This is a genomic window from Staphylococcus sp. HMSC072H03 (genome assembly GCF_001809305.1).
Taxonomy (GTDB): Bacteria; Bacillota; Bacilli; order Staphylococcales; family Staphylococcaceae; genus Staphylococcus; species Staphylococcus hominis.
In genome coordinates, this window is record NZ_KV796875.1 from 19,782 (window position 1) to 43,050 (window position 23,269).

Annotated in this window: 18 protein-coding genes, 1 pseudogene and 1 other annotated feature; of the genes and pseudogenes, 17 read left to right on the forward strand and 2 right to left on the reverse strand. The window is 34.3% G+C overall.

Annotation, left to right across the window (positions count from 1 at the left end):
• Nucleotides 1-169: 169 nt before the first annotated feature.
• From rplA to tuf, 11 genes are all read left to right on the forward strand, one after another.
• Nucleotides 170-865 carry a 50S ribosomal protein L1 gene (gene rplA / locus HMPREF2578_RS02065; RefSeq protein WP_017175315.1) on the forward strand — a complete coding sequence of 232 codons (696 nt, stop codon included), beginning with the start codon at nucleotides 170-172 and terminating at the stop codon, nucleotides 863-865.
• Nucleotides 866-993: 128 nt separating this feature from the next.
• Nucleotides 994-1,147 (forward strand) — a sequence feature (ribosomal protein L10 leader region).
• Between the two features lie 30 nt (nucleotides 1,148-1,177).
• Nucleotides 1,178-1,678, forward strand: a complete 501-nt coding sequence (rplJ, locus tag HMPREF2578_RS02070; RefSeq protein WP_002449049.1) for a 50S ribosomal protein L10 — start codon at nucleotides 1,178-1,180, stop codon at nucleotides 1,676-1,678.
• Between the two features lie 39 nt (nucleotides 1,679-1,717).
• Nucleotides 1,718-2,086 carry a 50S ribosomal protein L7/L12 gene (rplL, locus tag HMPREF2578_RS02075; RefSeq protein WP_002488409.1) on the forward strand — a complete coding sequence of 123 codons (369 nt, stop codon included), beginning with the start codon at nucleotides 1,718-1,720 and terminating at the stop codon, nucleotides 2,084-2,086.
• A 171-nt stretch (nucleotides 2,087-2,257) separates the two neighbouring features.
• Nucleotides 2,258-2,866: a class I SAM-dependent methyltransferase gene (locus HMPREF2578_RS02080; protein ID WP_017175316.1), complete on the forward strand. Its 609-nt coding sequence runs from the start codon at nucleotides 2,258-2,260 to the stop codon at nucleotides 2,864-2,866.
• Between the two features lie 203 nt (nucleotides 2,867-3,069).
• On the forward strand, nucleotides 3,070-6,621 hold the full coding sequence (gene rpoB, locus HMPREF2578_RS02085; RefSeq protein WP_002449020.1) for a DNA-directed RNA polymerase subunit beta: 3,552 nt from the start codon (nucleotides 3,070-3,072) through the stop codon (nucleotides 6,619-6,621).
• A gap of 189 nt (nucleotides 6,622-6,810) precedes the next feature.
• Nucleotides 6,811-10,404: a DNA-directed RNA polymerase subunit beta' gene (gene rpoC / locus HMPREF2578_RS02090; RefSeq protein WP_161795359.1), complete on the forward strand. Its 3,594-nt coding sequence runs from the start codon at nucleotides 6,811-6,813 to the stop codon at nucleotides 10,402-10,404.
• A 147-nt stretch (nucleotides 10,405-10,551) separates the two neighbouring features.
• The gene (locus HMPREF2578_RS02095; RefSeq protein WP_017175319.1) at nucleotides 10,552-10,812 is read left to right on the forward strand and encodes a ribosomal L7Ae/L30e/S12e/Gadd45 family protein; all 261 of its coding nucleotides are present in this window, start codon (nucleotides 10,552-10,554) and stop codon (nucleotides 10,810-10,812) included.
• 88 nt (nucleotides 10,813-10,900) lie between these two features.
• Complete coding sequence (gene rpsL / locus HMPREF2578_RS02100) at nucleotides 10,901-11,314, forward strand: 30S ribosomal protein S12 (protein WP_016931318.1); 414 nt, start codon at nucleotides 10,901-10,903, stop codon at nucleotides 11,312-11,314.
• Between the two features lie 69 nt (nucleotides 11,315-11,383).
• Nucleotides 11,384-11,854, forward strand: a complete 471-nt coding sequence (gene rpsG / locus HMPREF2578_RS02105; RefSeq protein ID WP_001137495.1) for a 30S ribosomal protein S7 — start codon at nucleotides 11,384-11,386, stop codon at nucleotides 11,852-11,854.
• Nucleotides 11,855-11,975: 121 nt separating this feature from the next.
• The gene (fusA, locus tag HMPREF2578_RS02110) at nucleotides 11,976-14,057 is read left to right on the forward strand and encodes an elongation factor G (RefSeq protein WP_017175320.1); all 2,082 of its coding nucleotides are present in this window, start codon (nucleotides 11,976-11,978) and stop codon (nucleotides 14,055-14,057) included.
• Nucleotides 14,058-14,267: 210 nt separating this feature from the next.
• Entirely contained in the window at nucleotides 14,268-15,452 is a 1,185-nt protein-coding gene (gene tuf / locus HMPREF2578_RS02115; RefSeq protein WP_017175321.1) for an elongation factor Tu, read from the forward strand.
• 182 nt (nucleotides 15,453-15,634) lie between these two features.
• Here tuf and HMPREF2578_RS02120 read toward each other — a convergent pair whose 3' ends face one another.
• Nucleotides 15,635-16,801 (reverse strand): M20 family metallopeptidase, encoded by a 1,167-nt coding sequence (locus tag HMPREF2578_RS02120; protein WP_070508222.1) that lies wholly within the window; start codon nucleotides 16,799-16,801, stop codon nucleotides 15,635-15,637.
• A gap of 163 nt (nucleotides 16,802-16,964) precedes the next feature.
• Between HMPREF2578_RS02120 and HMPREF2578_RS02125 the strand changes: the two are divergent.
• The 6 genes and pseudogenes from HMPREF2578_RS02125 to HMPREF2578_RS02150 form a co-directional block, all read left to right on the forward strand.
• Nucleotides 16,965-17,105: pseudogene (locus HMPREF2578_RS02125) on the forward strand (8-amino-7-oxononanoate synthase); the annotation flags it as partial.
• A 157-nt stretch (nucleotides 17,106-17,262) separates the two neighbouring features.
• On the forward strand, nucleotides 17,263-17,775 hold the full coding sequence (locus tag HMPREF2578_RS02130) for a GNAT family N-acetyltransferase (protein WP_070508223.1): 513 nt from the start codon (nucleotides 17,263-17,265) through the stop codon (nucleotides 17,773-17,775).
• A gap of 4 nt (nucleotides 17,776-17,779) precedes the next feature.
• Nucleotides 17,780-18,199 carry an NUDIX hydrolase gene (locus HMPREF2578_RS02135; RefSeq protein ID WP_002455746.1) on the forward strand — a complete coding sequence of 140 codons (420 nt, stop codon included), beginning with the start codon at nucleotides 17,780-17,782 and terminating at the stop codon, nucleotides 18,197-18,199.
• Nucleotides 18,200-18,508: 309 nt separating this feature from the next.
• A complete protein-coding gene (locus HMPREF2578_RS02140; protein ID WP_070508224.1) occupies nucleotides 18,509-19,462 on the forward strand; it encodes an ornithine cyclodeaminase family protein in 954 nt (317 codons plus the stop codon).
• A 258-nt stretch (nucleotides 19,463-19,720) separates the two neighbouring features.
• Nucleotides 19,721-20,677 (forward strand): NAD-dependent epimerase/dehydratase family protein, encoded by a 957-nt coding sequence (locus HMPREF2578_RS02145; RefSeq protein ID WP_070508225.1) that lies wholly within the window; start codon nucleotides 19,721-19,723, stop codon nucleotides 20,675-20,677.
• Between the two features lie 171 nt (nucleotides 20,678-20,848).
• The gene (locus HMPREF2578_RS02150) at nucleotides 20,849-21,928 is read left to right on the forward strand and encodes a branched-chain amino acid aminotransferase (RefSeq protein ID WP_070508226.1); all 1,080 of its coding nucleotides are present in this window, start codon (nucleotides 20,849-20,851) and stop codon (nucleotides 21,926-21,928) included.
• Between the two features lie 736 nt (nucleotides 21,929-22,664).
• Here HMPREF2578_RS02150 and HMPREF2578_RS02155 read toward each other — a convergent pair.
• A complete protein-coding gene (locus HMPREF2578_RS02155; protein WP_002449037.1) occupies nucleotides 22,665-22,859 on the reverse strand; it encodes a hypothetical protein in 195 nt (64 codons plus the stop codon).
• Nucleotides 22,860-23,269 lie beyond the last annotated feature (410 nt).

Consider the following 23,269-nt stretch of genomic DNA (forward strand, 5'->3'; position numbering starts at 1 on the left):
GATAGACGATAGCAGGTAACAGAAACGACAACATATATTGTCTATGATTAGTCTTTAGTAAATTAATATTTATTATTGACATCATCTGTTATCTGCTCTTAACTTGTGTAAATCACACAAGTAAGCGTGGGAGGAAATTCCGCTAAAACCACTAAAGGAGGAACAATAAATGGCTAAAAAAGGTAAAAAGTATCAAGAAGCAGCTAATAAAGTTGACCGTACTAAATACTATAGTGTTGAAGAAGCAATTAAATTAGCTAAAGAAACTAGTATCGCTAACTTTGATGCATCAGTTGAAGTAGCATTCCGTTTAGGTATTGATACACGTAAAAATGACCAACAAATCCGTGGTGCAGTAGTGCTACCAAACGGTACTGGTAAATCACAACGTGTATTAGTTTTCGCTAAAGGTGATAAAATTACAGAAGCAGAAGAAGCAGGCGCAGATTACGTAGGTGAATCTGAATATGCTCAAAAAATCCAACAAGGTTGGTTCGACTTTGACGTAGTAGTAGCAACACCTGACATGATGGGTGAAGTTGGTAAATTAGGTCGTGTATTAGGACCTAAAGGTTTAATGCCAAACCCTAAAACTGGTACAGTAACTATGGACGTTAAAAAAGCTGTAGAAGAAATTAAAGCTGGTAAAGTTGAATATCGTGCTGAAAAAGCAGGTATCGTACATGCTACGATTGGTAAAGTATCTTTCGACGAAGAAAAATTAGTTGAAAACTTTAATGCTTTACAAGATGTTTTAGCTAAAGCTAAACCAGCATCTGCTAAAGGTACTTACTTCAAATCTGTTGCTGTAACTACAACAATGGGTCCTGGAGTTAAAGTAGATACTTCAGCATTTAAACTTTAATTTTAAATATATTAATAGATTATAGACTGGTAGATAATAATTGCTTATTTTGAAAAAGATAAGATACATTTTCTTCCAGTCTTTTTTAAAAAAAACAATTGACATATCACAATAAACAAGTTATATTATTTATTGTGATTATTTTACCTAAGACAGTAGGAGTTAATTTTTAACTTAAAACAATATCCTACCGAGGCTAAAATTGACTTGAACGTGATGATTATTATAATGATCTTTCAAGCACTTTTTGCCGTGGGTAGAAAGTGCTTTTTTTATTAAAAAAGCACCAAAAATAAAAATGGAGGTGTCTGAATGTCTGCTATTATTGAAGCTAAAAAACAACAAGTTGACGTTATCGCTGAACAACTTAAAAATTCAGTTTCAACTGTTATTGTGGACTACCGTGGTTTAACGGTTGCGGAAGTAACTGATTTACGTGCTCAATTACGTGAAGCTGGTGTTGAGTATAAAGTATACAAAAACACATTAGTTCGTCGTGCAGCTGAAAAAGCAGGTATCGAAGGCTTAGATGAATTCTTAACTGGTCCTACAGCTATCGCTACAACTACTGATGATGTAGTTGCTCCAGCGAAAGTGATCTCAGGATTTGCTAAAGAACATGAAGCTTTAGAAATTAAAACAGGCGTTATGGAAGGTAACGTTATCTCAGCAGAAGAAGTTAAAACTGTTGGTTCATTACCTTCACACGATGGTCTTGTATCTATGCTTTTATCAGTATTACAAGCTCCAGTACGCAACTTCGCTTATGCGGTTAAAGCTGTTGGAGAACAAAAAGAAGAAAGCGCTGAATAATTGCGCATAAAATTTTAAAATAAATGGAGGAATAATAAAATGGCTAATCAAGAACAAATCATTGAAGCAATTAAAGAAATGTCAGTATTAGAATTAAACGATTTAGTAAAAGCAATTGAAGAAGAATTTGGTGTAACAGCAGCAGCTCCTGTAGCAGCAGCTGGTGCAGCTGGTGGCGGAGACGCTGGCGCAGAAAAAACTGAATTTGACGTTGAATTAACTTCAGCTGGATCTTCAAAAATCAAAGTTGTTAAAGCAGTTAAAGAAGCAACTGGCTTAGGCTTAAAAGACGCTAAAGAATTAGTAGACAACGCTCCTAAAGTAATCAAAGAAGCTGTTGCTAAAGAAGATGCTGAAAAACTTAAAGAACAATTAGAAGAAGTTGGAGCTACTGTAGAATTAAAATAATTCTAGTATCTTAACTTAATATATAAGTAAATCATTTTAACTTAGTCACTTTAGAGTGAAAGCGTTAATGATTACTTGCATTCTTTGAGAAATTAAAACCCCGTTATTGTTGATAACGGGGTTTTAATTCATTTTCTAATCAAATAGATGAACAAATAAAGAGGTGAAATCATGAGTCACTACTATGATGAAAATCCTGAAGTACAAAGTGATGAAAAAACAATTCAATACTTTTATCATAAATCTCAGTTAAAACTAACGACAGATGCGGGCGTTTTTTCAAAAGGAAAAGTAGATTTTGGGTCTGATTTATTAGTACGAACGTTTTTAAATGAACATCCACCAGGTCCAAGTAAACGTATCATTGATGTTGGCTGTGGTTATGGTCCTATTGGTTTAATGATTGCTAAAGTGTCACCACACCATCAAATGACTATGGTGGATGTGAATCATCGAGCTTTACATTTAGCTGAAAAGAACAAAAAGCAAAATCAAATTGATAATGTCATCATTACAGAAAGTGATGGTCTGTCACAAGTTGAGAATGAATACTTTGACTTTGTATTAACAAATCCACCAATTAGAGCTGGGAAAAATGTTGTTCATCGAATCTTTGAAGAAGCATATCAAAAGCTAAAAAATCAAGGTGAACTCTATGTTGTCATTCAGAAAAAGCAAGGTATGCCTTCTGCTAAAAAGAAAATGGAAGAAATATTTAATAATGTAGAAACTGTGAACAAAAGTAAAGGGTACTATATATTGAAGAGCCAAAAAGGTTGATTTCAAAATGGTATTCTGATATAGTTATAAAATGTAAAAATTTATGTTCAACAAGTGTGTACTTTTACGCAAATTGAGCACGATAAACAAGAATAAGAGAAGAATCGAAAATGGTGTCATCAATTGTGTTGCCGTTTTCTTTTTGTCTTGTTATGTGAAATTTTGTGTATAAGTTCAACACAATATTTGAGGGGTGAATCTGTTTGGCAGGTCAAGTTGTCCAATATGGAAGACATCGTAAACGTAGAAATTATGCGAGAATTTCAGAAGTATTAGAATTACCTAACTTAATAGAAATTCAAACTAAATCTTATGACTGGTTCTTAAAAGAAGGTTTATTAGAAATGTTCCGTGATATTTCACCAATTGAAGATTTCACTGGAAACCTATCTTTAGAATTTGTGGATTATAGATTAGGTGAACCAAAATATGATTTAGAAGAATCAAAAAACCGTGACGCTACTTATGCTGCACCTCTTCGTGTTAAAGTACGTCTCATTATCAAAGAAACTGGTGAAGTTAAAGAACAAGAAGTTTTCATGGGTGACTTCCCATTGATGACGGATACTGGTACGTTCGTAATTAATGGTGCAGAACGTGTTATCGTTTCACAATTAGTACGTTCACCATCAGTATATTTTAATGAAAAAATAGATAAAAATGGACGTGAAAATTACGACGCAACGATTATTCCAAACCGTGGCGCGTGGTTAGAATATGAAACAGATGCTAAAGACATCGTTTACGTTCGAATTGATAGAACACGTAAATTACCTTTAACAGTATTATTACGTGCTTTAGGATTCTCTAGTGATCAAGAAATTATCGATTTATTAGGAGATAGTGAATACTTACGTAATACGCTTGAAAAAGATAGTACTGAAAATACTGAACAAGCTTTATTAGAAATCTATGAACGTTTACGTCCTGGTGAACCACCAACAGTTGAAAACGCAAAAAGCTTATTATATTCACGTTTCTTCGACCCTAAACGCTATGATTTAGCAAGTGTTGGTCGCTATAAAACAAATAAAAAGTTACACCTAAAACATCGTTTATTTAACCAAAAATTAGCTGAACCAATCGTTGACAGCGAAACAGGTGAAATTGTTGCTGAAGAAGGAACAGTTTTAGATCGTCGTAAATTAGACGAAATTATGAATGTTTTAGAGTCAAATGCAAACAGTGAAGTGTTCGAGTTAGAAGGTAGCGTTATTGATGAACCTGTAGAAATTCAATCAATTAAAGTGTATGTTCCAAATGATGAAGAAGAACGCACTACAACAGTGATTGGTAATGCATTACCTGATTCAGAAGTGAAATGTATTACACCAGCAGATATTATTGCCTCAATGAGTTATTTCTTTAACTTATTGAATGGTATTGGTTATACAGATGATATTGACCATTTAGGTAATCGTCGTTTACGTTCAGTAGGTGAACTGTTACAAAACCAATTCCGAATTGGTTTATCTAGAATGGAACGTGTCGTTCGCGAAAGAATGTCTATTCAAGATACTGATTCAATTACACCACAACAATTAATTAATATTAGACCTGTAATTGCTTCAATTAAAGAATTCTTTGGTAGTTCTCAATTGTCTCAATTCATGGACCAAGCTAACCCATTAGCAGAGTTAACACATAAACGTCGTCTTTCTGCTTTAGGACCTGGTGGTTTAACACGTGAACGTGCACAAATGGAAGTTCGTGACGTACACTATTCTCACTATGGTCGTATGTGTCCAATTGAGACACCAGAGGGACCAAACATTGGTTTAATTAACTCATTATCTAGTTATGCACGTGTAAATGAATTTGGTTTTATCGAAACACCATATCGTAAAGTAGATATTGATACAAATTCAATTACTGATCAAATTGATTATTTAACTGCTGATGAAGAAGATAGCTATGTAGTTGCACAAGCCAATTCTCGTTTAGATGAAAATGGTCGTTTCCTAGATGATGAAGTGGTATGTCGTTTCCGTGGTAACAATACTGTTATGGCAAAAGAAAAAATGGACTACATGGATGTATCACCTAAACAAGTAGTATCAGCAGCGACAGCTTGTATCCCATTCCTTGAAAACGATGACTCTAACCGTGCGTTAATGGGTGCGAACATGCAACGTCAAGCAGTACCATTGATGAATCCTGAAGCTCCATTTGTGGGTACAGGTATGGAACATGTGGCAGCTCGTGACTCTGGTGCAGCAATTACTGCAAAACATAGAGGTCGTGTTGAACATGTTGAGTCTAATGAAATCCTAGTTCGTCGTTTAGTTGAGGAAAATGGAACTGAACATGAAGGCGAATTAGACCGTTACCCATTAGCTAAATTTAAACGTTCAAACTCTGGTACTTGTTATAACCAACGTCCAATCGTTTCTGTAGGTGACGTTGTAGAATACAATGAAATTTTAGCTGATGGTCCTTCAATGGAATTAGGAGAAATGGCATTAGGTCGTAACGTCGTTGTAGGTTTCATGACTTGGGACGGATATAACTATGAGGATGCCGTTATCATGAGTGAACGATTAGTTAAAGACGATGTATATACTTCAATTCATATTGAAGAATACGAATCTGAAGCACGTGATACTAAATTAGGACCTGAAGAAATTACACGTGATATTCCTAACGTTTCTGAAAATGCACTTAAAAACTTAGACGATCGTGGTATTATATACGTCGGTGCAGAAGTTAAAGATGGAGATATCTTAGTTGGTAAAGTAACGCCAAAAGGTGTCACAGAATTAACTGCAGAAGAACGATTATTACACGCCATCTTTGGTGAAAAAGCAAGAGAAGTTCGCGATACTTCATTACGTGTGCCACATGGTGCAGGTGGTATCGTTCTAGACGTTAAAGTATTTAATCGTGAAGAAGGCGATGATACTTTATCACCAGGTGTGAACCAACTTGTTCGTGTATATATCGTTCAAAAACGTAAAATCCATGTTGGGGACAAAATGTGTGGTCGTCATGGTAACAAAGGGGTTATCTCTAAGATTGTTCCTGAAGAAGATATGCCTTACTTACCAGATGGACGTCCAATCGATATCATGTTAAACCCACTAGGTGTACCATCACGTATGAACATTGGACAAGTTTTAGAGTTACATTTAGGTATGGCTGCTAAAAACTTAGGTATTCATGTTGCTTCTCCAGTATTCGATGGTGCAAACGACGATGATGTATGGTCTACAATCGAAGAGGCTGGTATGGCACGTGATGGTAAAACAGTATTATATGATGGACGTACTGGTGAACCATTCGATAATCGTATTTCTGTTGGAGTAATGTATATGCTTAAACTTGCTCACATGGTTGACGATAAATTGCATGCGCGTTCAACTGGACCTTACTCACTTGTTACACAACAACCACTTGGTGGTAAAGCACAATTCGGTGGACAACGTTTCGGTGAGATGGAGGTATGGGCACTTGAAGCTTATGGTGCAGCATACACATTACAAGAAATCTTAACTTATAAATCTGACGATACTGTAGGTCGTGTTAAAACATACGAATCTATCGTTAAAGGTGAAAACATTTCAAGACCAAGTGTTCCTGAATCATTCCGAGTATTGATGAAAGAATTACAAAGTTTAGGTTTAGATGTAAAAGTTATGGATGAACATGATAATGAAATCGAAATGGCCGATGTTGATGATGAAGATGCAACTGAGCGCAAAGTAGATTTACAACAAAAAGATGTTCCAGAAACTCAAAAAGAAACTAACGAATAATAAAATTATAAATTTAAGATGAATAAACATGAGTTGCGTAATTTTAATCTCATCAAGATTTAGATTGCGCACTGATGTGCATCTTATGTATGTGATGTCAGTTTCAGTAAATGTAAATCAATCAAATAGCACAGCTAATCTAAATTGAAGGAGGTAGGCTCCTTGATTGATGTAAATAATTTCCATTATATGAAAATCGGTTTAGCCTCACCTGAAAAAATCCGTTCTTGGTCATATGGTGAAGTGAAAAAACCAGAAACAATTAACTATCGTACTTTGAAACCTGAGAAAGATGGTCTTTTCTGTGAAAGAATTTTTGGACCTACAAAAGACTGGGAGTGTAGTTGTGGTAAGTACAAACGTGTACGCTACAAAGGCATGGTTTGTGACCGTTGTGGTGTAGAAGTCACAAAATCTAAAGTTCGTCGTGAAAGAATGGGTCATATTGAATTAGCAGCACCTGTTTCTCACATTTGGTACTTTAAAGGTATCCCAAGTCGTATGGGTCTTTTATTAGATATGTCTCCAAGATCATTAGAAGAAGTTATTTATTTTGCTTCTTATGTGGTTGTAGATCCAGGTCCAACTGGATTAGAGAAAAAATCATTATTATCTGAAGCTGAATTCAGAGAATATTATGATAAATACCCAGGTCAATTTGTAGCAAAAATGGGTGCAGAAGGTATTAAAGACCTATTAGAAGAAATTGACTTAGATGAAGAATTAAAAGCATTACGTGATGAATTAGAATCAGCAACTGGACAAAGATTAACACGTGCAATTAAACGTTTAGAAGTTGTGGAATCATTTAGAAATTCTGGAAATAATCCTTCATGGATGATTTTAGATGTACTACCAATTATTCCACCAGAAATTCGTCCTATGGTTCAATTAGATGGTGGACGTTTTGCAACAAGTGATTTAAATGATTTATATCGTCGTGTTATTAACCGTAATAATCGTTTGAAACGTTTATTAGATCTTGGTGCTCCTGGTATCATCGTTCAAAACGAAAAACGTATGTTACAAGAAGCAGTAGATGCACTAATCGATAATGGTCGTCGTGGTCGTCCAGTAACTGGTCCAGGTAATAGACCATTGAAATCTTTATCACATATGTTAAAAGGTAAACAAGGTCGTTTCCGTCAAAACTTACTTGGTAAACGTGTTGACTACTCAGGTCGTTCAGTTATCGCGGTAGGACCAAACTTAAAAATGTATCAATGTGGTCTTCCAAAAGAAATGGCACTTGAATTATTTAAACCTTTCGTCATGAAAGAATTAGTTCAACGTGAAATCGCAACAAACATTAAAAATGCGAAAAGTAAAATTGAACGCATGGATGATGAAGTATGGGATGTATTAGAAGATGTCATTAAAGAACACCCAGTATTACTTAACCGTGCGCCAACGCTTCACAGATTAGGTATTCAAGCTTTCGAACCTACTTTAGTAGAAGGGCGTGCAATCCGTTTACATCCACTTGTAACAACAGCTTATAACGCTGACTTTGATGGTGACCAAATGGCGGTACACGTACCATTATCTAAAGAAGCACAAGCTGAAGCACGTATGTTAATGTTAGCGGCACAAAATATCTTGAACCCTAAAGATGGTAAACCAGTTGTTACACCATCACAAGATATGGTATTAGGTAACTATTACTTAACTTTAGAACGTAAAGATGCTGTAAATACTGGTATAATCTTTAATGATACAAATGAAGTACTTAAAGCATATGCAAATGGTTATGTTCATCTACACACTCGTATAGGTTTACATGCGCGTTCACTTAATAACCCTACATTTACAGAAGAACAAAATAATAAAATTTTAGCTACTTCTGTAGGTAAAGTGATCTTTAATGAAATCATTCCAGATTCATTTGCATATATTAATGAGCCTACTCAAGAAAACTTAGAAGATAAAACACCTGATAAATATTTTGTTGATCCAACACAATTAGGTGAAGGTGGTCTTAAAGCTTACTTCGAAGAGCAAGAACTTACTGCACCTTTCAACAAAAAATTCTTAGGTAATATTATTGCTGAAGTATTTAATAGATTTAGCATCACAGATACATCAATGATGCTTGACCGCATGAAAGACTTAGGATTCAAGTTCTCATCTAAAGCTGGTATTACAGTTGGTGTATCTGATATCGTAGTACTTCCAGATAAACAACAAATTTTAGATGAACACGAAAAATTAGTAGAACGTGTATCTAAACAATTTAATCGTGGTTTAATCACTGAAGATGAACGTTACAATGCAGTTGTTGAAATTTGGACAGATGCTAAAGATCAAATTCAAGGCGAATTAATGCAATCACTTGAAAAAACAAACCCAATCTTTATGATGAGTGACTCAGGTGCCCGTGGTAACGCATCTAACTTCACACAATTAGCTGGTATGCGTGGATTAATGGCTGCGCCATCAGGTAAAATTATTGAGTTACCAATTACTTCATCATTTCGTGAAGGTTTAACAGTATTAGAATACTTCATCTCAACTCATGGTGCGCGTAAAGGTCTTGCCGATACAGCACTTAAAACAGCCGATTCAGGTTATCTTACTCGTCGTCTTGTTGATGTTGCACAAGATGTTATCGTTCGTGAAGAAGATTGTGGTACGGACCGTGGTTTATTAGTTTCTGATATTAAAGAAGGTACAGAAATGATTGAACCATTTATCGAACGTATTGAAGGCCGTTATTCTAAAGAAACAATTCGTCATCCTGAAACGGATGAAATCATTATTCGTCCTGATGAATTAATCACACCTGAAATTGCTAAGAAAATTACAGATGCAGGTATTGAAAAAATGTATATCCGTTCAGCATTTACATGTAATACTCGTCATGGTGTATGTGAAAAATGTTACGGTAAAAACCTTGCTACAGGTGAAAAAGTTGAAGTAGGTGAAGCAGTTGGTACTATTGCCGCTCAATCAATTGGTGAGCCTGGTACCCAACTTACAATGCGTACCTTCCATACAGGTGGGGTAGCAGGAAGCGATATCACTCAAGGTCTTCCTCGTATCCAAGAGATCTTTGAAGCACGTAACCCTAAAGGTCAAGCGGTAATTACTGAAATCGAAGGTGTCGTTGAAGATATTAAATTAGCAAAAGATCGCCAACAAGAAATTGTAATTAAAGGCGCTAATGAAACACGATCTTATCTTGCTTCAGGTACTTCAAGAATTAAAGTAGAAATTGGCCAATCAGTAGAACGTGGAGAAGTATTAACTGAAGGTTCTATTGAACCTAAGAACTTCTTAGCTGTTGCTGGTTTAAACGCGACTGAAAGCTACTTACTTAAAGAAGTACAAAAAGTTTATCGTATGCAAGGTGTAGAAATTGATGATAAACACGTTGAAGTAATGGTTAGACAAATGTTACGTAAAGTAAGAATTATTGAAGCTGGTGACACTAAACTTCTACCAGGTTCATTAGTAGATATTCATAACTTTACTGATGCAAATAGAGAAGCGTTTAAAGAACGTAAACGCCCAGCTACTGCAAAACCAGTATTACTTGGTATTACTAAAGCATCTCTTGAAACAGAAAGCTTCTTATCTGCGGCTTCATTCCAAGAAACTACTCGTGTACTTACTGATGCTGCTATTAAAGGTAAACGCGATGACTTACTTGGACTTAAAGAGAATGTTATTATCGGTAAACTTATCCCAGCTGGTACAGGTATGAGACGTTATAGTGACGTTAAATACGATAAAGTGGGTACTCCAGTTGCTGAAGCTGACGAAGCAGAAGTGACTGAGTAATTAATGTGAAAGTAACTTGGAACTTTAATTTGTTCCAAGTTCTTTTCTTTTAATATTTACAGAAAATGATAAAAAATGTTGACTAATTATTATATAAAGTGTTATTATTGTAAAGGTTGATGCAAGCAGAACTTTGGAGGATATTTAATGTCTAATGAAAAAGTTGCACGCTTTAACAAACAACATTTTGTAGTTGGTCTTAAACAAACGTTAAAAGCGTTGAAAAAAGATCAAGTTGCATCATTGATTATTGCTAAAGATGTTGAGATATACTTATTAGCTCAAGTATTTAGCCAAATCAATCATAAAAGCATACCGATTACTTATTTCGAAAGCAAATCGGCTTTAGGAAAAGCAGTAGGTATTAATGTTAATGCGACAATTGTTGCGTTATTGAATGAGAATTAGTAAGTTTTTACACTTACTAAATTTTATTTAACCTAAAAATGAACCACCTGGATGTGTGGAATTAAAAATGAAGAGAGGAGGACATTCAATGCCAACTATTAATCAATTAGTACGTAAACCTAGACAAAGTAAATCTAAAAAATCAGATTCACCAGCGTTAAACAGAGGTTTCAATAGTAAAAAGAAACAATTTACTAACTTAAACTCACCTCAAAAACGTGGTGTTTGTACTCGTGTAGGTACAATGACACCTAAAAAACCTAACTCAGCGTTACGTAAATACGCTCGTGTGCGTTTATCAAACAACATTGAAATCAACGCATACATTCCTGGTATCGGCCATAACTTACAAGAACACAGTGTTGTACTTGTACGTGGTGGACGTGTAAAAGACTTACCTGGTGTGCGTTACCATATTGTACGTGGTGCACTTGATACTTCAGGTGTAGATGGACGTAGACAAGGACGTTCATTATACGGAACTAAAAAACCTAAAAATTAAGTTTAAGATTGTGTAAATTTTACTATCAATTTTTAAGAATATATTATAATAGGAAGGGAGGACTTTATAATGCCTCGTAAAGGATCAGTACCTAAAAGAGACGTATTACCAGATCCAATTCATAACTCTAAGTTAGTTACAAAATTAATTAACAAAATTATGTTAGATGGTAAACGCGGAACAGCACAAAGAATTCTTTATTCTGCATTTGACCTTGTAGAACAACGCAGTGGTCGTGATGCTTTAGAAGTATTCGAAGAAGCTATTAACAACATTATGCCAGTATTAGAAGTAAAAGCGCGTCGTGTAGGTGGTTCAAACTACCAAGTACCTGTTGAGGTGCGCCCAGAACGTCGTACAACTTTAGGATTACGTTGGTTAGTAAACTACGCTCGTCTTCGTGGTGAAAAAACTATGGAAGATCGTTTAGCTAACGAAATCTTAGATGCTGCTAACAATACAGGTGGTGCAGTCAAAAAACGTGAGGACACTCACAAAATGGCTGAAGCGAACAAAGCATTCGCTCACTATCGTTGGTAAGATTGAAGCTTTAACCCTGAGTGTGTTCCGTCATATTGGTTTACCAAGTAAAATGGTTCATGCTTAGGGCATCGCCATATTCTATAGTACTTATTCAGTAATAACTGGAAGGAGAAAAACAATGGCTAGAGAATTTTCTTTGAAAAACACTCGTAATATCGGTATCATGGCTCACATCGATGCTGGTAAAACTACAACGACTGAACGTATTCTTTATTATACAGGTCGTATCCACAAAATTGGTGAAACACATGAAGGTGCTTCACAAATGGACTGGATGGAACAAGAACAAGATCGTGGTATTACAATCACATCAGCTGCAACAACAGCTTCTTGGAAAGACCACCGTGTTAACATTATCGATACACCAGGACACGTAGACTTCACTGTAGAAGTTGAACGTTCATTACGTGTACTTGACGGTGCGGTTACTGTACTTGATGCTCAATCAGGTGTAGAACCTCAAACTGAAACAGTTTGGCGTCAAGCTACTACTTATGGTGTTCCTCGTATTGTATTCGTTAACAAAATGGATAAACTTGGTGCAAACTTTGAGTATTCAGTAAGTACATTACATGATCGCTTACAAGCAAATGCAGCACCTATCCAATTACCAATTGGTGCCGAAGATGAATTTGAAGCAATCATTGACTTAGTTGAAATGAAATGTTTCAAATATACAAATGACTTAGGTACAGAAATTGAAGAAATTGAAATTCCTGAAGATCACAAAGAAAGAGCAGAAGAAGCTCGTTCTAACTTAATCGAAGCAGTTGCAGAAACTAGCGACGAATTAATGGAAAAATATCTTGGTGACGAAGAAATTTCAGTAGCTGAATTAAAAAATGCTATCCGTCAAGCAACTACTGACGTAGAATTCTACCCAGTACTTTGTGGTACAGCATTCAAAAACAAAGGTGTTCAATTAATGCTTAATGCAGTAATTGATTACTTACCATCACCATTAGATGTTAAACCTATCGTAGGTCATCGTGCTGAAAATCCTGATGAAGAAGTCATTGCAAAAGCTGACGATAATGCTGAATTCGCAGCGTTAGCTTTCAAAGTTATGACTGACCCTTATGTTGGTAAATTAACTTTCTTCCGTGTATATTCAGGTACGTTAACATCTGGTTCATACGTTAAAAACTCAACAAAAGATAAACGTGAACGTGTAGGTCGTTTATTACAAATGCATGCGAACTCTCGTCAAGAAATTGACACTGTTTACTCAGGAGATATCGCTGCAGCTGTAGGTCTTAAAGAAACAGGTACTGGTGACACTTTATGTGGTGAGAAAAATGACATTATCTTGGAATCAATGGAATTCCCAGAACCAGTTATTCACTTATCAGTAGAACCTAAGTCTAAAGCTGACCAAGATAAAATGACTCAAGCTTTAGTTAAATTACAAGAAGAAGACCCTACTTTCCATGCACATACTGACGAAGAAACTGGACAAGTTATCATCGGTGGTATGGGTGAGTTACACTTAGATATCTTAGTAGACCGTATGAAAAAAGAATTCAACGTTGAATGTAACGTAGGTGCACCAATGGTTTCATATCGTGAAACATTTAAACAATCTGCTCAAGTTCAAGGTAAATTCTCTCGTCAATCAGGTGGTCGTGGACAATATGGTGATGTTCATATTGAATTCACTCCAAATGAAACTGGCGCAGGTTTCGAATTCGAAAACGCTATCGTTGGTGGTGTAGTTCCTCGTGAATACATTCCATCAGTTGAAGCTGGTCTTAAAGATGCTATGGAAAACGGTGTATTAGCTGGTTATCCATTAATTGATGTTAAAGCTAAATTATTTGATGGTTCATACCATGATGTCGATTCATCAGAAATGGCCTTCAAAATTGCTGCATCATTAGCACTTAAAGAAGCTGCTAAAAAATGTGATCCAGTTATCTTAGAACCAATGATGAAAGTTACAATCGAAATGCCTGAAGAATACATGGGTGATATCATGGGTGACGTAACAGCTCGTCGTGGACGTGTTGATGGTATGGAACCACGTGGTAATGCACAAGTTGTTAACGCTTATGTACCACTTTCAGAAATGTTTGGTTATGCAACTTCATTACGTTCTAACACTCAAGGTCGCGGTACTTACACTATGTACTTTGACCATTATGCAGAAGTTCCAAAATCAATTGCTGAAGAAATCATCAAAAAAAATAAAGGTGAATAATATAACTTGTTTTAACTAGTAAATCTAGGTAAAATACAGCTTGAGCTTATTAATTAAGCATTCATCTTTATGAATTGATTTTTTATCCAAAATGCATTATAAAAGAACTATGAATTCTTTTTAGAACAATCATTATGTCTCATGATAGTGAGTAACTATCATGAGAGATAATATTGAAATAACTTTAACTAGAATAGGAGAGATTTAATAATGGCAAAAGAAAAATTTGATCGCTCAAAAGAACATGCCAATATTGGTACTATCGGTCACGTTGACCATGGTAAAACTACTTTAACAGCTGCTATCGCAACTGTATTAGCTAAAAATGGTGACACTGTAGCACAATCATATGACATGATTGACAACGCTCCAGAAGAAAAAGAACGTGGTATTACAATCAATACTGCACACATCGAATATCAAACTGACAAACGTCACTATGCTCACGTTGACTGCCCAGGACACGCTGACTATGTTAAAAATATGATCACTGGTGCTGCTCAAATGGACGGTGGTATCTTAGTAGTATCTGCTGCTGACGGTCCAATGCCACAAACTCGTGAACACATTCTTTTATCACGTAACGTTGGTGTACCAGCATTAGTAGTATTCTTAAACAAAGTTGACATGGTTGACGATGAAGAATTATTAGAATTAGTTGAAATGGAAGTACGTGACTTATTATCTGAATACGACTTCCCAGGTGACGACGTACCTGTAATCGCTGGTTCAGCTTTAAAAGCTTTAGAAGGCGATGCTCAATACGAAGAAAAAATCTTAGAATTAATGCAAGCAGTTGATGATTACATTCCAACTCCAGAACGTGACTCTGATAAACCATTCATGATGCCAGTTGAGGACGTATTCTCAATCACTGGTCGTGGTACTGTTGCTACAGGCCGTGTTGAACGTGGTCAAATCAAAGTTGGTGAAGAAGTTGAAATTATTGGTATCAAAGAAACTTCTAAAACAACTGTTACTGGTGTAGAAATGTTCCGTAAATTATTAGACTACGCTGAAGCTGGTGACAACATCGGTGCTTTATTACGTGGTGTTGCTCGTGAAGATGTACAACGTGGTCAAGTATTAGCTGCTCCAGGTTCAATTACACCTCACACAAAATTCAAAGCAGACGTATACGTTTTATCAAAAGATGAAGGTGGACGTCATACTCCATTCTTCACTAACTATCGTCCACAATTCTATTTCCGTACTACTGACGTAACTGGTGTTGTTAACTTACCAGAAGGTACTGAAATGGTAATGCCTGGCGACAACGTTGAAATGACAGTAGAATTAATCGCTCCTATCGCGATTGAAGACGGTACTCGTTTCTCAATCCGTGAAGGTGGACGTACTGTAGGATCAGGCGTTGTAACTGAAATCTTCGAATAATTTATTATTTGATATAGAAGACTCCCTTAGTGGGGGTCTTTTTTTATTTGAAAATAAGACGTAAGTTCACTTTGCTTTCATTTAGTAAAAAATATTAATAAACCAGCTCATAGATAAATACTATCTATGAGCTGGTTCAATCGTTTATTTTCTAAGATTTACGATACATATTTAACAATGAATTAAAAAACGCTTTCAAGTTCTAAGATTTTAAGAAATTCACTTGCAGCATATTTAAATGCTGTTTCATCAATATCAAAATGAGGATTGTGATGTGGGGCTGTAATACCTTTATCAGCATTGCCACATCCAGTTAAGAAAAATGCACCAGGTCGGACTTTTAGATAGTGTGAAAAGTCTTCACCAATCATCATCAGTTCTGATTTATTAAAACGTAAATGTAACTCATTTGCCGCTTGTTTAACTGTTTCATAAGCTGCTTCATGATTATGAACTGGTAAATACCCTCTAATATACTCCATGTCATAAGTGACATCATTCGCTAATGCAAGACCTTGTAATAACTTATCCATTTTCTCTTGAACATGAGCTTGTAGTTTTGTATCAAAGGTACGTACGGTCCCTTTACAAAATGCTGAATCTGGAATAACACTATCAGAAGAACCTGCTTGTACCATACCAAAGGTTAATACTGCTTCTTTTACAGGATCAATGGTACGAGAAATGATTTTTTGAGCACTTAGTATAAACTCAGCCATAATTACAATTGGATCAATTGTTTCATGAGGTTTAGCGCCATGACCTCCTTTACCTTTAATGGTAATCGAGAATTCATCTGGAGAAGCCATGATTGCACCTGGTCTTGAATAAATTGTACCAGTAGGATAACCACTCCAAAGATGAGTACCATAAATTTTATCAACATCGTTTAAACAGCCATCATCAATCATTTCTTGAGAGCCACCTGGCATAATCTCTTCACCATATTGAAAAATAAATACAACATTTCCTTTTAATAAGTGGCGATGTTCATGAACAATTTCAGCAACACCTAATAAAATAGCAGTATGACCATCGTGACCACATGCATGCATAAAACCATCGTTTTTAGATTTATATGGAACGTCGTTTAATTCTTGGACTGGTAATGCATCGAAGTCTGCACGAAATGCAATAGTTGGACCATTTTCTTTCCCTTTAAAAGTTGCCTTGATACCATTTCGTCCTACAGGTGACACAATCTCACAGTCTAAATGACTTAACTGATTGAGAATGTAGTTATGTGTCCACGTTTCTTCAAAAGAAGGCTCTGGATATTGATGCATATAACGACGCATTTGAATCATTCTATTTTCTTTTTCACTGGCTAATTGAAACCAATCAAACACATTGACCACTTCTTCCTAATTATTATGAACTTTAGTATAACAAATTCTACTTAAACTCAGTAGTCACTCATTATAATTTTAATAAAAGATACACTACCAGGTATTAAATGAATGAATTATCTTATAATATAAAATGATGATGAATCAATAATAAAAGAGAAATGATGAGACACATGGTTTTGTGATAGATAAAGGTGCAGGAATAGTAAAACATTTAGACTTACAAGACAAAATTGATTTCCAAAGCGGTACATTATCTAAAGCTATCTATGTCGTAGGTGATGATGTCGCACGCACTAAAAAATGTTAGATCAAGCACTTAAAGTATTAAAAAGTTGGAAAAGGTTAAATAGTATTAAATAAACATTTAATTAATTTGAGTCATCTATTAGTTTAAATGTATAAATGGATTGTTTTTCATTTTTAGTGGTACACTAATTGTAAAAAAAAGAGGTGTATACATGCTTGAATTAAGAAAACTAGAGTATAAAGATAAAGAAAGTTTAATTCGATATTTACAATATTGGTATGACAACAATGAGAAAATTGTTCCATCTAATGTCGATGTCGCACATTATCAATCTTTTCAACAAATGGTCGAACAATTGAATCATCCACCCGTAAATATGAATACCGTTCCTTCTACAACATTATTTTATTTTAAAAATGATGATATTGTTGGTGCAGTAAATATTCGTCATGAACTTAATGATAAATTAAAAAACATTGGAGGACATGTAGGTTATGGCGTCGCCAAACCATACAGAGGAAATGGTTATGCTTCAAGCATGTTAGAAGAAGCACTAAATAGACTAAATAAAATGGGGATACATAAAGTATTGATGACATGTAATCCTTATAATGATGCTTCACAAAAAGTAATAAAAAAACATGGAGGATATGAAATTAATTCGTACATTAAAAAAAACGGCCAGCCAGTAAGTCGATTTGAAATTCCAAATGATGGAAGGTGAAACTGTGAAAGATTTAAAAGTCGTATATGCGCTCATACAAAATCAAGAAAGAAAAGTATTACTTGTTAATAATACAGATGGCGGGGGGTGGTCATTACCAGGAGGAAAGGTAGAAAAGGAAGAAACGCTAATTGAAGCTTTGAAACGTGAAGTAATGGAAGAAACAGGTCTTAATGCTAAGATTGGAGATATCGTAAGTATTAATGAAGGTAAATCAACTCAAATGAATGTACACACATTATTTATTATGTTTAAAGCTACAATTAAAAATGAAGTCATAGATATACAAATGAAAGATGAAATTTCAGAAACAAAATGGATGACCATCGAAGAAGCAGATCAAAATCTTACATACTATAATCACAGTTTAAAAGTATTTTTAAATAATAAAGCTACCTATTATAATGAAGGTGTTATAGATTGAAACAAAGGTATTATAGCAATCATTTATAGAAAGATAAAAAAATCACTTTTCTCATAAGAAAAGTGATGGTGTCAAAAGTTTATAAATAGTTTCATATTGTTATGAAATCGCAAGGCACTATACTATATAAATAGTATCTTTTATTTATAATATAAAGATATCATCAATTTTATATCATCACAATAATAAGTTAATAAAATCTATAAAAAATATTAATATTCAATTGATTAGAATATATAATGATTAAATTGGATGATTGCTACTTCTAATCTATTGTTTAACAATATCCAAACAGTGGAGGTCTATGAAATGCTCGTTTTAAATGAACAGGATCAACAAAACTTATTAGATATGAAAGAAGTGATTGAAGAAGTCGGTCATGCGTTACAGGTGTTTTCAGAAGGAAAAACTGAAACGCCATTACGTTATGTGTTACCTTTTAATAAAGAAAATAGATATTTAGTGATGCCAGCTTTATCAGATGAATTAAATATTGTCGGTATTAAAACAGTCACTTTCGCACCTAATAATCCTAAACTAGATAAAAAAACAATTACTGGATCCGTCTTGCTGAGCGATTATGATACAGGAGAAACCCTTGCTGTACTTGATGGTAGTTATTTAACTAAGATTCGTACAGGCGCCATTTCTGGTGTAGCTACAAAATATTTAGCGCGTGAAAATGCAAAAACATTGTGTGTGATTGGCGCTGGAGATCAAGCTGAGGGGCTCATTGCAGCAATATTAGCAGTGAGAGATATTGAAATGCTTCATATCTCGAGTCGTACAAGAGCTAAAGCTGAAACATTGGCTGAATTTGTGAAACAAACGTATCACGTGTCAACAAAAGTCTTCGATGAAGCAGATCAAGCCATGGAAAACGCAGATATTGTTGTGACAGCTACAAATTCAAATAAACCGGTGTATTCTCATTCATTACATCCCGGTGTTCATTTAAATGCAGTAGGTTCATTTAAACCTGAAATGCAAGAACTACCTTCAGAAACGATGTTGATTGCTAATAAAATAGTTGTTGAATCTACAGAAGCAGCAATGGAAGAAACCGGTGATTTAAAAGTACCATTAGAAGAAGGCATCCTTACTGAGCGATCATTACATGGTGAACTAGGAGATATCGTAAGTGGAAAAATATCTGGACGTAATGATGAAGAAGAAGTGACAGTATTTAAATCAGTAGGTTTAGCTATTGTAGATATAGTAGTGGCACAATACTTTTATAAAAAAGCTCAACAAACTAATTAACCCTATACTGTATAAAACATAGATACCGTATCAGTGATAACGTAGACATGGCTGATGCGGTATTTTTATTGTATAAAGAAAATCAATAAGAGTGATACAAAATATTTCTTCATGTTAGTCTCTTTTTAAAAATAATTAACAAACAAAACGTACGATTTAATGATATGTGTAAGCATTGTTATAATATAGTGAATCTATGAATATGAGGAGTTCTAAAAAGACACTATTAGGATATATAAGACGAAAGAAGAAATGACAATGAAGAGAATTGTAATTACAGGAGCACTAGGCCAAATAGGAACTGAATTGGTACTAAAATGTAGAAAATTATATGGGAAAAATAATGTATTAGCCACTGATATTAAAGAGCTAGAACCACATTCATTGATTAATGATGGTCCATTTGAATTACTTGATGTAACAGATCGTGACGCAATGATGGCTGTGGTAGAAGACTTTAGAGCAGATACACTTATGCATATGGCTGCGTTACTTTCTGCAACAGCTGAAAAAAATCCTTTGCAGGCTTGGGATTTAAATATGGGTGGGTTAATGAATGCTTTAGAAACTGCAAGAATGTATGACTTACATTTCTTTATGCCAAGTTCAATTGGGGCATTTGGTGCGTCTACACCTAAGAAAAACACACCTCAAAATACGATTCAACAACCGACAACAATGTACGGGATAAATAAAGTTACAGGTGAATTATTATGCCAATATTACTTTAAAAAGTTTGGTGTCGACACACGTAGTGTAAGATTTCCAGGGCTCATTTCACATACCAAAGAGCCAGGTGGAGGTACTACAGATTACGCAGTAGAAATATATTTCGAAGCGGTTAGACATGGTCACTACACGAGCTATATTGCTAAAAATACGTATATGGATATGATGTATATGGACGATGCCGTTGATGCGATTATTCAACTTATGGAAGCGGATAGTAAGACACTTGTAACACGCAATGGTTATAATTTAAGCGCAATGAGTTTTGAACCTGAGATGATTAAGAAAGAAATTCAGAAACATATTCCAGAATTCACCTTAGATTATGATGTCGATCCAGTAAGACAAATGATTGCAGATACGTGGCCAGATAATATTGATACCAGTTATTCTCGAAAAGAATGGGGCTTTAATCCAAAATATCATTTGGCTAAAATGACAGAAACAATGATACGAACGATTAAAGAAAATGAAGAAAAGACATAAGTCCATAATTAAAAAGGTGCTTTGGAATTTGACTCTCTTTTAAAGAGTAAAAAAGAAAAGGGTTTCATTTTTATTTTGTTTGAATTTTTAGAAAATTTATTGAATAGACTATCTGAGATTGCTATAATTTATATTAAATCTTATTGATGAAATATATTAGGAGGCTTCAACATGTCAGAAAAAGTTAAATTTGAACAACGTGACACACTTAAAGAAAAACCAGAAGGAAATCTTGGATTTGGGCAATATTTTACTGACTATATGTTAAGTGTAGATTATGATGAAGAAAAAGGCGGTTGGCAAGAATTAAAAATTGTTCCTTATGCACCGTTTGAAATTTCTCCAGCAGCACAAAGTTTACACTATGGTCAAGCTGTATTTGAAGGTTTAAAAGCATATAAACATAATGGTGACGTCGTATTATTCCGTCCAGATCAAAACTTTAAACGTATCAATGATTCATTAGCGCGTTTAGAAATGCCTAAAGTGGATGAAGAATTATTATTAGATGGTTTGAAACAACTTGTCGATATCGAACGTGATTGGGTGCCAGAAGGCGAGGGTCAATCTTTATATATTCGTCCATTCGTATTCGCTACAGAAGGCATCTTAGGTGTTCGTGCTTCTAAAAAATACAAATTATTAATTATCTTATCTCCATCAGGTGCTTACTACGGCGGTGATACATTAAAATCAACAAAAATTTATGTTGAAGATGAATATGTACGTGCAGTTCGTGGAGGTGTAGGTTTTGCTAAAGTAGCAGGTAACTATGCAGCAAGTTTATTAGCACAAACCAATGCGAATAACTTAGGATATGATCAAGTATTGTGGTTGGACGGCGTTGAACAAAAATATGTTGAAGAAGTAGGTAGTATGAACATTTTCTTTGTTGAAAATGGCAAATTAGTAACACCTGCGTTAAATGGTAGTATTTTACCTGGTATTACACGTAAATCAATTATCGAATTAGCAAAAGAATTAGGCTATGAAGTAGAAGAACGTAAAGTATCTATTGATGAATTATTCGAAGCTTACGATAAAGGCGAATTAACAGAAGTATTTGGTTCTGGTACGGCAGCAGTTATCTCTCCAGTAGGTACATTAAAATATGAAGATAGAGAAATTGTGATTAATAATAATGAACCTGGAGAAATCACTAAAAAATTATATGACACATACACTGGTATCCAAAGTGGTAAATTAGAAGATAAACATGGCTGGAGAGTCATTGTTCCGAAATATAGATAACTTATAAAAACAAGCTAGAAACGTTATAACCACGCGGTTTCTAGCTTGTTGTTTTTTATTTTAGACCAACTTTTGGGGGCATATCAAAAAGTGAATTGGCTTCTTTTTTGCATAAAAAACCACTCTTAACATAGCTTATGTCGAACTAAGTAAGAGTGGTGACGTAAAATAAATAAGGAGCAAAATATTATAACAAAATATTCTGCCATTTAAATTATACCCTTTATAAATAAAGATAAACATTTTAATCATTTTAACAATTAATTATATTTAAATATAAAAAATATTATTTTTTTATTTAAGTAATGTAGATAATTAAATTTTATTATGTAATAATAAGTAATGAGATTACCTAAAAGACAACCCTTGACTTAGTGTTTTTCTTCTATTACAAATACCATTATTACTTAGGTAATCTCAACATTTGAAATTCATTTAAATGATATAGATCTTTAGGGGCATAAAGCCCCTTTTTGTATGTGAAAAAAGCCTCACTCGTAGACGACTAGTAAGACTAAGTTTCAATGAAAGTAATGCTAACTATGATGTTGCTCTGTTTGATTGCCTGGCTCCAATTTTTATCTGTGATTTGGATCATCTTAGAGTAATTAATACGATATATATTTGATTCAAGTATCATCAAGATACCAATAATACAACAAAGTAAATTGAAAAAGTGGAAAGACATCATTTAAAGTTGTCTTTCCACTTTTTTGAGAATAGAAAATATAAGGAATTAGATATTTAAATAATGTGAAGAAATAAAATTAATGAGATACCCCATTAATGCTAATATACCGAGTGATACAAATAGTGCAGAAAACCCTCGGCTAATTGTTTTATAAGCGAGTCCTTCATTTTGTGCTAAGAAGAAACTAAATATAAATAATCCAATTCCGATTCCGAATAAAATAAAAATAACGATTAACATGAATATATCCTTTCATTTTTAGTAATGATATGATGAATATCATTGTTAAAATTACTCAATAGCATATTACAAAGATATTTTATAGAATTTTATATTTTTTTAGTGAAGATTATAATCACCGTATTATCTATTAATTAAACCACTTATAGATATAAAAGCAATAAGGCAAATTTTTTATTATTTTTCAATACATCTTTTTTATTTTTTTGGAATTTGATGAATAATTTGGACTTCTACGCAACATTTAATATGGAATAATAGGGAAATCAAGACACTTTAGCATGAATCATATCAACTTAGGCAGAAATCTCCTATAAATTAAAATATATACTAAACTATTAGTTGTAAACATATTTAAGGAGATGAAAACCATGTTAGATATCTTTAATTTCATTAAAAAAGTATATGAT